Raw genomic sequence first — 14,404 nt, 5'->3', positions numbered from 1 at the left:
TAAAAAAATTATCCACCTACCCATGCTCCTCTTTGAAAAGAAAACTGGATAGGCGGATATAATAGAGATACTTAGTTTTTTGTCAAATCTACCTTGATGGCAAGCTCCTTTAACTGCTGCTCAGAGATCGTACTCGGCGAATCGATCATCACATCTCTTCCAGAATTGTTCTTTGGAAAGGCGATATAGTCCCTGATCGAATCCGAGCCACCAAAGATGGCACAGAGTCTATCGAATCCGAAAGCGATTCCTCCATGTGGAGGCGCTCCATATTCGAAAGCTTCCATCAAAAACCCAAACTGCTTTTGCGCTTCCTCATCGGAAAAGCCTAGGTGCTTGAACATCAATTGCTGCGTGGCACGATCGTGAATCCTGATGGATCCACCGCCGATTTCCACCCCATTGATGACCAAATCGTAGGCATTTGCCCTGACCGCTCCCGGATCGGTTTCCAACATGGGAATGTCCTCTTTCTTGGGAGACGTAAAGGGGTGATGCATGGCATGAAACCTTTGGCTTTCTTCGTCCCACTCCAAAAGTGGGAAATCGACTACCCAAAGTGGTTTGAAAACATTTCGGTCTCTCAATCCCAATTCTTCACCCATTTTCAATCTCAACTCAGACATCTGCTTGCGGGTGGACTTCTCTTCGCCACTCAAGACCAAGATCAAATCTCCCGGAACTGCACCGGTTTTTTCTGCCCAGGATTTCAAGTCCTCTTGGCCGTAAAATTTATCCACGGAGGATTTGAACGTTCCGTCCAGATTGCATTTCACATAGACAAGTCCTTTTGCACCGATTTGTGGACGTTTCACCCATTCGGTCAGCGCATCGATTTGCTTGCGGGTATATTCCCCGGCACCTCCAGCAGCGATACCAAGCACCAATTCGGCTTGGTCAAAAATCGGAAAACCATTGCCTTGGGCAACTGCATTCAGGTTGGCAAATTTCATATCAAACCTCAAATCCGGCTTGTCGTTTCCATAGGATTCCATGGCTTCGGCATAAGTCATCATTTTGACTTCTTCCAACTCTACGCCCTTCACATTTTTGAACAAATGCTTGGTCAATCCTTCGAATGTATTTAAGATGTCCTCTTGGCTCACAAAAGACATTTCGCAATCAATCTGGGTGAATTCCGGCTGCCGATCGGCTCTCAAATCTTCATCCCGAAAGCATTTTACAATTTGAAAATACCTGTCAAATCCACTGACCATCAGCAATTGCTTAAAAGTCTGAGGGGATTGGGGAAGGGCATAAAACTCGCCTGGGTTGATTCGGCTTGGAACCACAAAATCCCTCGCTCCCTCGGGAGTGGATTTGATCAATACCGGAGTTTCTACCTCGATGAAGTCTTCACCGTCCATGTATTTTCGAGTCTCCTGCATCATCCGGTGTCGGAGTTGGAGTTTTTCCCGAACCACATTTCTTCTCAAATCAAGGTAACGGTACCGCATCCTCAACTCATCGCCTCCATCCGTCTCATCCTCAATGATAAAAGGTGGGACTTTGGCGGCATTCAAAACCTCTAAAAAATCGGCTTTGATTTCTATCTCACCGGTCGGCATTTTTGGGTTTTTGGAAGTTCTCTCAATGACCCTTCCTTTGACATGGATGACAAATTCACGGCCAAGGGAAGCGGCTTTTTCCAAAAGGGATTTTTCCGAAGAATCTTCTTCAAAAATCAATTGGGTCAGCCCATATCGATCCCTTAAATCCACCCAAATCAAGCCTCCTTTATTTCTGACGCGCTGAACCCATCCTGCTAGGGTTACTTCTTTGTTTACATCTGTCAGGCGTAATTCTCCGCAAGTATGAGTTCTAAGCATGGTTGAATCTTCTGTTTTTTAAAGTGGACAAAGATAGGCAAACAGACTTTAGTATTCTAAAATGAAACAAAATATTCCGTATAAACTTCGAGAAAAATCAATAAAAAGGGGAAGAAAATATTGATTTTACAATCCTTCCGAAAAAAATTAGCTAAACAATAAAACCACTGAATATACTTTTTTACAGCATGAAATCGTTTTTAAAAAATAGCGAGGATACTTATTAAAAGGATTTAGTCAGACTTTAATTTGGAATTTGACCGAAATTTAAATTCCTTTGATCCAATTGAACCCAATTATTGAAAGAAAATGAACAAAAAATGGTTAGGAGTGGGCTTTTTACTGTTGGCCTTGGGGAATGGGATTTATCTCCATTCGAATCAAAATAAGGCGCTGCTGGCAGAGGAAGAACTTCATTCCTCCCTCGATGTCGAGGTAGAAATGAAGGAGGATTTGATGCTTTATGGGATCAATGTCAACGAATTAGACATCGTAGAAGGCGTTGTCGGTAAAAATGCTACTTTGTCCACTATTCTCGCACCATTCAATATTCCTTACCAGATCATTGATGAAATCGCCAAAAAATCCAAGGATATTTTTGACGTCAGAAAAATCGCCCTCAACAAGAAGTTCACCGTATTGACACCTAAGGATTCCTCCAAAGCCCAGTTTTTTATCTACGAACCCAACCCTGCTGAATATGTCGTTTTTAAATTGGATGATGTAGAAGTTTATAAAGAAGAAAAACCTGTTGAATTGAGAAAGATTGAGATTGGCGGAACGATTTCCAGCAATCTTTATGTGAACATGACGGAGGTCGGCATAACGCCGGATATGGTTGATCAATTTGCGGATCTGTACGGTTGGGCAGTTGATTTCCAAAGACTTCAAAAAGGCGACAAATTCAAAATCGTCTATGAGCAAAAGTTGGTTGAAGACCAGATAATTGGGAATGGAAATATTGAATTGGCCTTTTTTGAACACAATGGAGAGTCCTATCCCGCCATCCCTTTTGAACAAGACGGGGAAGTGAACTTCTTTGACCAAGACGGAAATAGTTTCAAAAAAGCTTTCCTAAGAGATCCTCTGAAATTCACCAGAATCAGCTCCAGATACAATCTGAAAAGATTCCACCCTGTCCAAAAAAGATACAAAGCCCACCTTGGAACCGATTATGCAGCACCAACGGGCACAGAAATCCGATCAGTAGGTGACGGAACAGTCCTTGAGGCGCGATATACAAGCGCAAATGGAAATTATGTGAAAATCAAACACAACGGTACATACACCACCCAATACCTGCACATGTCCAAAATTGCTTCAGGAATGAAGCCTGGCTCCAAGATAAGACAGGGACAAGTGATCGGTTTTGTCGGAAGTACAGGTTTGGCCACTGGGCCGCATTTGTGTTTTAGGTTTTGGAAAAATGGGAAACAAGAAGATTGGCTTCAGGAAAAAATCCCACCCTCCAATCCCATTTCCAAAGAAAACAAAATGGCTTTTGACCAAGTCAAAATGGAAAAACTCAATCAACTGGCAGCAATTACTTTCACTGAAACCCCTGAAAAATTGGTTGCTACTACCAAACCAGGAGTGAAGTCATCCCGCTAAAACCACTTTCCATTTGTCGGAAATCCTTTTTTGGGAGAAATAAAGAACCCCAAGGAAAACTCGTGTGAATTGTCCCGATAATTGTTGATTTCACTCAGGTTGTGGTCATAGGCATAGCCTATTCTCAATTTTTCCGTGGCAAATATTTCAGTGAGAAATGCGATTGCTTTTCTTTGATTTAGATTTCCCTGAAGATTTTCTTCTTTCATTTTCAGGTTGGAGCGATAAGATGCGCCGATCCACAGTCTTTCCATAAAAAGAAACATCGTATTCAAATCATAATTGGTAGGGATTCCTTTCACCTCTTTGATCAAAAAAGAAGGCTTGAACTGAACATTTTCAGATAAAGGAATCAAAGCTCCGGCGGTCAGAAAAAAATGAAAGCTGTGATAAGCCAAGGCAATGTCTTCCCTTTCCAATGCTTTTTTGCCTACCATATTGAAAGTGCTGAAACCTGCAAAGAATCGATTGCTGTTGAAAAAAAGCCCTGCATTCATATTGGGGGTGAATATATTTGTTCTTCCCTGTGGCAAATCAGGATCATCAGCATCACCTGGCATCAACAAATCTCCATCAAGGACATATTCGGATGCCCCTCCACTGACGCCAAGGGACAAAAAAGATTCTTGCCCAATCCGAATGCGGTAAGCATAAGTGAGCATTGCCGTGGTAGTTCCTGTGGGACCAATTTGGTCCGAGACCAGTGAAAACCCAAAACCCATCAATCCTTCTTTTGCACTGAGGTCCGCAACAACCGAAAAAGTTTTTGGCGCTCCTGGAAAAGTCACCCATTGGCTTCGATATGTGGACTGTACAAAAGCTTGTCCCTTATACCCTGCATATCCAGGGTTTACTTGTAAGTTGTTGAAAACGTATTGGCTAAATTGAGGCAGCTGTTGGCCGAAGGTTGTACTTGTGAAAAACATCCCCCCCGAAAGGATCATTCCCAAGATCCTAAGCGTATTTTTCATTTCCCTTTTTTATTTTTCTTTTACCACCTGTACCCAACCTTTGAACTCATGGATTCCTCCTTGATTGTCCACCGAAACCAATTCATAATAATATGTCCCTTCGGCTTGTCCGGTTGCATCCCAGTTGTTGGCGTAAGCAGTCCTTTCAAAAACATTGTCCCCAAATCTATTGAAAATCTTTATTTTATTGCTCACAAATGTTTCAATTCCTCGAATTTCAAAGCGATCGTTCTTGTTATCGCCATTGGGGGTGATCACATTTGGGATAAAAAAAGGATGGATGACATTGACCAATTCGGCGACATTGTTGTGTGGGTTGACATCTGTTTCGGCTGCAGAAACCTCCACCAAATTGGTTGTGGTGCGGACATTGGTCCCATTCAAAGGATTTGACTTTACCTTTACGGCCAAAATAAGCTTGGCATCGGTGGGAAAACCAACTGCCTTCCAAGTGATTTTATTCCCTGCGAACGAAGGATTGCTCAGTTCAATATTGGATTTATTTTCCAAAACGGAACTGCTCAAATATGTGACTCCAGCAGGCAGGTAATTGGTGATGGCTACTCCCGTGGCCTTCAATGCGCCATCGTTGCTGATTTCAATCTGGTATTCAAAAACATCGCCCTCCCAAAGTTCAACTTTGTTGGAAGTCAGGATCACGGAAAGATCGGATTGGTCATTTTTCAAACTGAAAGTGACGAAAGCCACTTTTTGGTTATCTGGATTCCCAGCTTCGCGCAATACGTATGTCAAACGATACTTTCTTGCTTCATTCATTTCAGGAATGAGGCTGATTTCTCCTTTTTCATTGAGCAGCAAACCAATCACGTCATCCAAGTCGGTAAATTCAAAATCCACTTCTTTGGGATTGGCTGTATTTCCGTCAAACAGGACATTGGAAAGGATGTTTCCTAGAAGTCCACCATAGCTTCTGTCAAACTCTCCCAAGTCAATGTCATTGGCGAGAATTTCTTTTACGGGAGGCCTTTCCTGGCACCTGATCCCGAAGTCAATATCGAAACGCACAAGCTCTCTGGCTGAAAGTTGGATTGCAAAAAGACTTTCTTTGGTCGGACCACAATCGATGATCGGGCCATCTTCCTCTTCCATAGCCAAAATCCTTTTCCCAAAATTCGGAATGATTTTGACCTTTCCGGAAAAACCCATTTTTTCGGAAGCCGCGGAAAGATGGGCATCCATTTCAAGCCTTACTTGATATTCACCAGATTCGGTTGGTTGGTCAATGTAATGTCCCAAATAATCGATTTCAACTTCTCTTGAATAGCCGTTTGGTCCAGTAATAAATATATTTGCGCTTTTTTGATTTCCCAAACCGGCCTTGTTCAGTTCACCGATATTTTCCGTGCCTTCGTAGCTGCCATCACCATTCAGGTCTATCCATTCCCAGTTTTCAAAATCCACATATCCATTTTGGTCAGGGATATTTTGGGTGATTTTCCCATCCTCATTGGCATCAAACCATTCGTCTTGAATGCCATTGCCATTGAAATCGTACCAAACAAAATTCCCGATAACGGATTGGGAGGTATTTGAATACCCAAAGTTCTTTGTTTGGTGGTCACAAGATTTGATTTCGGCAATAAACATGTTGGATTCCACTGCATATAGAGCTTTGCTGTGGTTCAGGTTCGCATCTCCTATTTGGAGCAAATACTTGCCTGCTGCCATGTTCATGAAATAATATTTGCCCTCCGCATTGGTGACCTGCATCTGAACTCCACCAGAAACACCATCCTGTGGAACCAACAAAACAGGAATGCCTTTCAAGGATTTACCAGTGTTTTCAATGAAAACCATGCCTTCGATTCTTGTGGGGTTTTGGCAGTTTGAGGATGTATGGGTATTGGACTGTTCATTTACGGCTTGTGCCGATAAGGAATGGGTCGAAAAAATAAACATGAAAAGCAATAACAAAAGTCCCGGAGTTGACTTTGAAAAAAATGATGTTTTATCATTTGCCTTGAAGTTGACATCTAGATAAATATTTTTCATCATTCCAGGTATTTCTTTTGGTAGTATTTTAAAATCAGTTGTTCAAAACCGCTTAAAACTTGTTTGATGTCCCAGAATGGAATCTCTAATGTCTCAAGGAATTTATTATGTCGTAAAAATACACATTTTTGCTTTTCATAAACAAATTTTTCCGTGATAATATTCCTATTAAATGCGTTTTTTAAGTTTTGAAATTGATTTTTGTGTATATATTTTGAAAAAATACGGGAGATGCCCATTCAAAAATAAAAAAAAGGGCCGATTAGCCCTTCTTGATTTTGATTAACTTTTCATTTTTGATTTTTTTGAGATATTCTTTGATCAATCTCAACCTGTAATTATCTCCCAAAATCCCTTGGGGAATAATCCTATCCAAACTCCACTGCATATTAAATTGTATTGGTTACAATCTAATAAACGTCCTGAGGGATATATGGTTTAAAATTCAAGCAGGTGAATTCAACCCGAAATATGGATTGGCCTTTCTAATAGGGCTTGAATCTGCAGGAAAATCAGACTATTTGGAGATTAAGGCCTAGTACCCATGTAGCGAAGTCTAAACAGCAAACAAGGACTGATTATGGGGCAGTTTTCGGATGGGATAGAATTGGCCATGCATAAGCCTGGGTCGACCAATCTTGGCTTGTTTTATTGCAATGGGAAAAAGCACTGGAACCTTACCCTTCTAGAAAGTTTTGAGGTAATCCTTTTTGTAAACCAAAGGCGTTACGCCCATTTTATCTTTGAAAAGCTTGTTGAAATTGGATAGGGTGTTGAATCCGCTTTCATAGCCCACCTCACTGATATTCAGATCCTGCTCGTGTAAGAGTTTGCAGGCGTGACTGATGCGGACATCGGTCAAAAAATCCGAAAAGGATTTGTTCATTCTGGAGGTAAAATACCGGCTAAAGGAACTTACCGTCATGTTGGCAAGCGAGGACACTTCTTCCAAGCGTATTTTTTGTTGGAAATTGTCCATCACAAATTCATACACCTGGCTCATGCGGTCCTTTTCGGATTCCTTGTTGAGATTGGCATAATCTGCCTGGACAATTGGGAAACAATCCGTTGAATGTGCCAGGGTTTCCAGTATCCTGAGCAACTGAATAATGCTTTCAATTCCTTTGCGTTTCACCAGATCCTTCATCATCTTCTGCAGCATAAGGTTGGTCTTGCCCACAACCTCCAAACCGCGAGAAGCTTTCTGCAACATCAGCTTGATCGCCTCAAATTCTTCTTTGGTCTGGAATGCATTCCCCATAAATTCTTCGGGAAAATAAACCACGATCCCGTGGGTGCTCAAGCCATTTGACTTGTCAAAAAACTCCTGGTCATTTCTCCATAAATGCGGCAAATTGGGTCCTGAGAAAACCATGTCTCCGGCCTTAAAAGGCTTCATAATATCCCCAACAAACCGGATCCCTTTTCCTTCCAAAACCAAAAACAATTGATACTCTTGGTGGAAGTGCCAGTTTTTGTCGAAAAAGGGTGCGAAAAGCTCTTTGACCACAAAAGCCTTGTTGTCTGGAATTCTCGATTTTTTAAGTGGTTGCTTCATTATTCATACAATTATGCTATTATTAAACCCGAAAACAAAAATAAATGACAAAATACAGTCAGAATTAGATAAAAAACAGTGAGAATGAAAAATCATTAATGTCCAAATTAGTCTTTCAAATCAATACTGAATTCCAATGCCCAAAAGCCTAAACACAATGAGAACAATAGGATTGCTCATCTTCTCCATTTTCCTGCTTTTGGGATGTGGGGGAAAGTCAAAAAAGTGGGGGTTATCCTCAGATCCCAGGAGAGTGGAAATTCTTTTCCTGGGTCATGAAAGCAAGCACCACGATTCTGAAAAACTGATGCCGATGTTGGCCATGCCCTTGTTCCAAAAGGGAATCAACCTGACCTATACCGCGGATCCAAATGACTTAAACGAGGAGAACCTCAATAAGTATGATGGCATCATGATCTACGCCAACCACGATGAAATCACCAAAGAGCAGGAAAAAGCCCTGAAGGATTTTGTGGAAGGTGGCAAAGCAATGGTTCCGATCCATAGCGCCTCATTCTGTTTCCGCAATTCGGAATGGTTTGTCGAGGCTGTTGGGGGCCAATTCAAATCCCACGGCACGGGGGATTTTACCGTCGACATTGTGGATAATTCTCATCCCGTCATCAAGGGGATCAACGAATTTTCGACTTGGGACGAAACCTATGTTCATTCCCAATTGAATCCGGACATGACTGTATTGATGGAAAGAGTCGATGGGGAGCATCGCGAACCCTGGACTTGGGTGAGAAACCAAGGCAAAGGCAGGGTTTTCTACACTGCTTATGGCCATGATGAGCGCACTTGGTCCCAAGTGGAATTTCACAACTTGGTGGCAAATGGCGTATTGTGGGCCGTAGGCGATAAAGTGGCCAAACAAGTGGCGGACTATGCCATCCCTACCCCTGTTTTTGAGGATGCGGACATTCCAAATTACGAGAAAAGAGATCCTGCACCTAGGTTTCAACTTCCCCTTTCACCAGAGGAATCCATGAAACTTGTTCAGGTTCCAGTAGATTTTGAACTTCAATTGTTTGCTTCAGAGCCAGATATTGTAAATCCCATGGCCATTGCCTGGGATGATCAAGGAAGATTATACGTAATAGAAACCGAGGATTACCCAAATGAAGTCCGCAAGGAAGGCGGAAATGACCGCATCAAAATCCTGGAAGACACCAACGGTGATGGCAAAGCAGACAAAATCACGGTCTTTGCTGAAGGATTGAATATCCCTACCAGTATGGTATTTGTCAACGGCGGCATCATGATTTCCATGGCCCCTGATTTTATTTTTCTCAAGGACACCAATGGTGATGGAAAAGCAGATCTTAGGGAAGTTGTGATCACCGGATGGGGAAAAAGCGATACCCATGCAGGACCATCCAACCTGAAATATGGCATCGACAACAAAATCTGGGGAGTCTTGGGCTACTCCGGTTTCAAAGGTGAAATCGATGGAAAAGAATTCTCATTCGGTCAAGGTTTGTACAATTTTGAACCCGACGGGAAAAACTTTGAATTCCTTGGTTCTACCAGCAACAATACCTGGGGTTTGGGCTTTACCGAAGAGTTCAATGTCTTTATCTCCACGGCAAACGGCCAGCACAGTGCCTATTTGGCCATGCCCAACAAGCATGTCCGCAGGTCCATTCATGGCGGATCCAACAATGCAATTCATGGAATAGACACCCATTATGATATGCCGCACCTGACACCTTATCTCCGTCAGGTGGATTGGCATGGTAGTTATACCGCAGCCGCGGGCCATAATTTTTACACGGCCAGAAGCTTCCCCAAATCTTATTGGAACAGGGTGGCATTTGTGGCCGAGCCAACAGGAAGGGTGTTGCACAATGCGATCATCGAGAAAGACGGCTCAGGTTTCAAGGAAAAAAACGGCTTCAACATTCTGGCAAGTTCCGACGAATGGTTTTCTCCCGTACACGCCGAAGTGGGGCCTGACGGCGCACTTTGGATTGCCGATTGGTACAATTTCATCATTCAGCACAATCCTACCCCAAAAGGCTTTGACAATGGAGAAGGAAATGCCTACATCAATCCCCTTCGGGATGCCAAGCATGGAAGAATCTATCGTTTGGTTTACAAAGGTGCAGACGATTATAAACCGATCACAATAGACAAAGACAAGAACAAGGAAATCATTGCCGGATTGAAAAGCGACAATATGTTTTGGAGATTGGTCGCCCAACGGACGATCGTGGAAAACCAAAACAAAAGCATCATCAATGATCTTTTCAAACTGATCGAAGATAAAAAAACAGACGAAATCGGATTGAACAGTCCTGCTGTTCATGCTTTGTGGTCCCTACATGGATTAGGCACATTGGATGGTTCCAACAAGGATGCGATACGAATCGTCACCACTGCATTGAAACACCCAGCTGCGGGCGTTAGAAAAAATGCCATTGATGTTTTGCCAAAAACGGAAGAAAGTTTGAAAGCCATCATCGACGCAGGTTTGTTGAAGGACAAGGATTTGAACACCAGAAAAACAGCTTTCTTGGCAGTTGCGGATTCTCCTACTTCCCCAGATGCTGGCAAACTTCTTTACCAAGCGAGTATGGAGGAAGACAATGGCAAGGACAAATATTTGCCACAAGCCCTATTTTCCGCCGTCCTTACGCATCCGGTCTCCTTTGAAGAAAATTTCGGTTCCCTAGTTTCCATGGATAAGCCGGATTCTTTGTGGTCCCTGAATGAGAAGCTCTCCAAAAGCCTTACTGCCGAAGAATACAATTTGGACAGAAGGTCTGCGATTGCGTTTCCACCGGATGTAACCGGAAAAGAAATCCAGATCAGGGTGACCTTGAGCAAGTCGGAAAATGACCTCCAAGGGATTATTGTCGCCCAAGGCGGAAAAGATAATGGCTACAGCCTTTATGTAGAAAACAAGGCGATCCATTGGCTTGTCAAGCAAGGTGGTAAAAGCTTCAAGATTTCCTCTTCCAAAAATCTCCCCCAGGAAAAATTCCTGATCAACGCCAGTTTATTGGAGGATGGCACCATGGAACTTAAGATCAACGGAAACCAAGTTGCAAAAGGGAAAGCCACAGGACTATTTGTGACCGCTTTCCAACCAGCAGCCGTACGGGTTGGACAAGACAACATGGGAGACAACCAGGTTGGTGAATATCCAAAACCGTTCTGGTTCAATGGCAGACTGGACCGAAACAGTTATTTGGGGCTTAAAAATCCTTCCTTTGAAACCCTTGCACAAAACGGGAAATCCGGTGCAATTGCAGCCACGGAAACCTCAAAAGGTGCCGTGATCATCAAAATGGGTGTGATTCCGCATGAAATGAAATTTGACAAACCGACATTCACCGTTAAGGCCGGACAACAAGTCACCCTTGATTTCGAGAACAAAGATTTTATGCAACACAATTTTGTCCTCGCCATGCCCGGCACAATGGAGAAAGTCGGAAAAGCAGCGGATGAACTTGCCAGGGATCCGAAGGGAATGGAACAGAGTTTTATCCCAAAAATGTCCGAAATCATCATAGCATCCAAACTCATCAATCCGGAAGGAAGTGAATCCTTGGTCTTCATCGCCCCAAGCAAACCCGGGGATTATCCCTACATCTGTACCGTACCGGGGCACTGGAGAATCATGAATGGGATAATGAAAGTGGAATAAAATCAAAATAGCCAAACATGTCTTTAAATATCAGATTGGGTGTAAGCACCTGGCTTTGGACATCGCCTTTCCAAACGGAAACGATATCCCTCTTTGCCAAAATAAAAAAAATGGGCTATGATGCGGTAGAAATACCTGTGGAAGATCCGGCCTTGATTGACGTAATAAAAATAAGGGAGGCTCTTGAAGCCAATGGTTTGGAAGCGATCATCTGTGGGGCTTTTGGCCCTACCAGGGATCTCACACATGACGATCCTGCTTTCCACCAAGTCAGCTTTGATTACATCCAAAAATGTTTGGAAATCAGCGCGGAATTGGGTTCAAGCTTTGTGGCCGGCCCAATGTATTCCGCAGTGGGAAAAGCCCGATCGGTTTCTCCGGAACAAAGGAAGATAGAATGGAACCGAGCCGCAGAGAACCTGTATAAGGTATGCCAAATGGCAGCAGCCCTGGGACAGGAAATTGCTTTGGAACCCTTGAACCGTTTTGAAAGTGATCTGATCAACAACACAAAGGACTTGATGCGGCTGATCGGTGACATCAATCACCCTGCAGCAAAGGTCTTGCTGGATGGTTTTCACATGAACATCGAAGAACCTGACATGGAAATGGCCTTTCGACAGGCGGGGAATAAACTCCTCCACGTCCAAGTTTCCGAAAACCACAGGGGAACGCCTGGTCAGGGACAAACCCGATGGGATTCCATCAAGCGAGGCTTGGAAGCAATCGATTATCAGGGAGTGGTCTCCATCGAAAGTTTCACTCCTTCCGTCAAGGAATTGGCGGGAGCCGTTTGTATTTGGAAGCCGCTGGCAGAAAGCCAAGATGCCTTTGCTTCAGACGGCATCCAATTCCTGAAGCAATGGGCCAAAGACTGAAATAAAGTCCACGAGCGTAATTTCAATTCTTAGTTGAACAATAAACCAAATTTACCATGACTCAAAAAAAAATCAACATCGCTATCATAGGATTGGGTTTCGGCGCTGAATTTATCCCGATTTATCAAAAGCATCCCTTGGCAAACATGTATGCCATCTGCCAGAGAAGCCAAAGCAAAATGGATGAAATCGGGGATGCATTTGGCATCGAAAAAAGATATACGGATTATGATGAATTGTTAAAGGATCCGGAAATCGATGCCGTTCATATCAATACGCCTATTCAATCCCATGCAGAACAAGCCTTGAAAGCGCTCCGTGCCGGAAAGCACGTGGCCTGTACAGTTCCCATGGCGACCACCGTGGAGGAATGCCGCCAGATCGTGGAGGAAACCGAGCGAACAGGATTGACCTACATGATGATGGAAACCGTCATCTACAGCAGGGAATTCCTATTTGTGAAGGAAATGTATGAAAAGGGAGAATTGGGAAAAATCCAATTTCTAAGAGCCAGCCATCAGCAGGAAATGGCGGGATGGCCTGGATACTGGGAGGGCCTTCCGCCCATGCATTATGCCACGCATTGTGTGGGTCCTGTATTGGCTTTGCCAAAAGCGCAGGCAGAATATGTGTCTTGTTTTGGTTCGGGCAGGATCGATGAAAACCTTATCGAAAAATATGGGTCTCCTTTTGCAGTGGAAACTTGCCACATCAAACTGAAGGATTCTGATCTTTCCGCAGAGGTGACACGCTCACTTTTCAACACTGCAAGACAGTACAGAGAGAGTTTCGATGTCTATGGCTCCAAAAAATCATTCGAATGGACGCTTGTGGAGCATGAACAAAGTGTGGTCCATACCGGAGAGGTTCCTTCAAAAGTGACCATTCCTGATTATGGCCATTTATTGCCTGAGGAAATTGCTTCCTTTACCACTGCAGGGGTGTACGATTCGGACGATAATCAGCATTTGTCCTTTATCCAAGGCTCAGGTCATGGAGGGTCGCATCCACATTTGGTAAATGAGTTTTTGAATGCACTTCACCTGCAGAAATCGCCGTATCCCAATGCCAGACAATCCGCAAACATCACTTGTGTGGGCATATTGGCGCATGAGTCGGCCATGAAGGGTGGCGAAATCCTCCATCTTCCGGAGTTTACCATCGAAGAAAAATAGGGATTGTATTCTAATCTTTGAAATTCCTTTTGGATAAAAAATCAAAAACATTAACTAAACCACCAACCAAAAACGAACAAAACCGCTTTTATCGGCGGTTTTGTTATTTATGCAATCTTAAGTTTCAGTTCTCCTTTTCGCTTGATGATTTTCAGGTCAAAGTATTCGTTGATGAATGCTTTGCAATGATTTTCAGACCATTCGGCCCGGGAATCCGTGTCAAAAAGCAGGGTCATTCTCAGCATCGTCTTTACATATTGTTCATGCTTGCCCAATTCTTTCACCCATTCCATCAACTGTTTGGACCAATCTTCCTGAAATTTTTCGAAATGTGACCTTCCGTCGAACAACAATTCCAATTGGTTGGAACCGTACTTGTAGCGATAAATCCCGGAGAGTTGGCAATAGATTACGCGCAATCTGTCTTTTGGAAAATCGTAGGCATCAAGGATCTGTGCATACGTTTCATCCATCAACCCCAAAGAATTGTAAAGAAAGGTGTAGGATTTTTTCAATTCAAAAGCCATGGAATCCATGAGATTATCTTCTAAAACAGTCTGTGCTTGTCTTAAAATGTAATTCTTGTCTAATGGAAAGAGTTTCTGAATCATTTGATAAACAAATATTACGCAAAATAGTGGTTTGCGCTAGATAATTAAAACTTTTTGCCAAATATAAAATCAAAAACCAGAGTTGAACCTTAAGAAAATTTCA

General features: G+C 43.1%; 9 protein-coding genes. 4 read left to right on the top strand and 5 right to left on the bottom strand.

What is annotated here, in order from left to right; all coding sequences use genetic code 11:
• Positions 1-71: 71 nt before the first annotated feature.
• Positions 72-1,829, bottom strand: coding sequence for an aspartate--tRNA ligase (gene aspS, locus F824_RS0101950; RefSeq protein WP_019596164.1), 1,758 nt, complete (start codon positions 1,827-1,829; stop codon positions 72-74).
• A 309-nt stretch (positions 1,830-2,138) separates the two neighbouring features.
• Here aspS and F824_RS0101945 point away from each other — a divergent pair, with 309 nt between their 5' ends.
• Entirely contained in the window at positions 2,139-3,440 is a 1,302-nt protein-coding gene (locus F824_RS0101945) for a peptidoglycan DD-metalloendopeptidase family protein (RefSeq protein ID WP_019596163.1), read from the top strand.
• Here the strand turns inward: F824_RS0101945 and F824_RS0101940 are convergent.
• From F824_RS0101940 to F824_RS0101920, 3 genes are all read right to left on the bottom strand, one after another.
• Entirely contained in the window at positions 3,437-4,411 is a 975-nt protein-coding gene (locus F824_RS0101940; RefSeq protein WP_019596162.1) for a PorP/SprF family type IX secretion system membrane protein, read from the bottom strand. The two genes, F824_RS0101945 and F824_RS0101940, sit on opposite strands and share 4 nt — an antisense overlap.
• Before the next feature lie 9 nt (positions 4,412-4,420).
• Positions 4,421-6,427 carry a T9SS type B sorting domain-containing protein gene (locus tag F824_RS26755; protein WP_019596161.1) on the bottom strand — a complete coding sequence of 669 codons (2,007 nt, stop codon included), beginning with the start codon at positions 6,425-6,427 and terminating at the stop codon, positions 4,421-4,423.
• A 682-nt stretch (positions 6,428-7,109) separates the two neighbouring features.
• Entirely contained in the window at positions 7,110-7,982 is an 873-nt protein-coding gene (locus tag F824_RS0101920; protein WP_019596158.1) for an AraC family transcriptional regulator, read from the bottom strand.
• Between the two features lie 157 nt (positions 7,983-8,139).
• Between F824_RS0101920 and F824_RS0101915 the strand changes: the two genes are divergently transcribed.
• The 3 genes from F824_RS0101915 to F824_RS0101905 are packed head-to-tail and all read left to right on the top strand — an operon-like array spanning position 8,140 to position 13,690.
• Positions 8,140-11,637, top strand: a complete 3,498-nt coding sequence (locus tag F824_RS0101915; protein WP_026333442.1) for a PVC-type heme-binding CxxCH protein — start codon at positions 8,140-8,142, stop codon at positions 11,635-11,637.
• Between the two features lie 17 nt (positions 11,638-11,654).
• Positions 11,655-12,515, top strand: coding sequence for a sugar phosphate isomerase/epimerase family protein (locus tag F824_RS0101910; protein ID WP_022582182.1), 861 nt, complete (start codon positions 11,655-11,657; stop codon positions 12,513-12,515).
• A 56-nt stretch (positions 12,516-12,571) separates the two neighbouring features.
• Positions 12,572-13,690: a Gfo/Idh/MocA family protein gene (locus F824_RS0101905; RefSeq protein WP_019596155.1), complete on the top strand. Its 1,119-nt coding sequence runs from the start codon at positions 12,572-12,574 to the stop codon at positions 13,688-13,690.
• Positions 13,691-13,797: 107 nt separating this feature from the next.
• Here the strand turns inward: F824_RS0101905 and F824_RS0101900 are convergent, their stop codons facing one another.
• Complete coding sequence (locus F824_RS0101900; RefSeq protein ID WP_019596154.1) at positions 13,798-14,301, bottom strand: hypothetical protein; 504 nt, start codon at positions 14,299-14,301, stop codon at positions 13,798-13,800.
• Positions 14,302-14,404: the final 103 nt, after the last annotated feature.

It is taken from the genome of Rhodonellum psychrophilum GCM71 = DSM 17998 (assembly GCF_000381545.1).
GTDB lineage: Bacteria > Bacteroidota > Bacteroidia > Cytophagales > Cyclobacteriaceae > Rhodonellum > Rhodonellum psychrophilum.
The sequence above is the reverse complement of the archived record's forward strand: the minus strand, read 5'-3'. Positions and strand labels throughout refer to the sequence as shown.

Excerpts from the sequence above, each read along its gene's own strand:
- aspS (WP_019596164.1), bottom strand. The coding sequence starts at position 1,829 with ATGCTTAGAACTCATACTTGCGGAGAATTACGCCTGACAGATGTAAAC.
- F824_RS0101945 (WP_019596163.1), top strand. The coding sequence starts at position 2,139 with ATGAACAAAAAATGGTTAGGAGTGGGCTTTTTACTGTTGGCCTTGGGG.
- F824_RS0101940 (WP_019596162.1), bottom strand. The coding sequence starts at position 4,411 with ATGAAAAATACGCTTAGGATCTTGGGAATGATCCTTTCGGGGGGGATG.
- F824_RS26755 (WP_019596161.1), bottom strand. The coding sequence starts at position 6,427 with ATGATGAAAAATATTTATCTAGATGTCAACTTCAAGGCAAATGATAAA.
- F824_RS0101920 (WP_019596158.1), bottom strand. The coding sequence starts at position 7,982 with ATGAAGCAACCACTTAAAAAATCGAGAATTCCAGACAACAAGGCTTTT.
- F824_RS0101915 (WP_026333442.1), top strand. The coding sequence starts at position 8,140 with ATGAGAACAATAGGATTGCTCATCTTCTCCATTTTCCTGCTTTTGGGA.
- F824_RS0101910 (WP_022582182.1), top strand. The coding sequence starts at position 11,655 with ATGTCTTTAAATATCAGATTGGGTGTAAGCACCTGGCTTTGGACATCG.
- F824_RS0101905 (WP_019596155.1), top strand. The coding sequence starts at position 12,572 with ATGACTCAAAAAAAAATCAACATCGCTATCATAGGATTGGGTTTCGGC.
- F824_RS0101900 (WP_019596154.1), bottom strand. The coding sequence starts at position 14,301 with ATGATTCAGAAACTCTTTCCATTAGACAAGAATTACATTTTAAGACAA.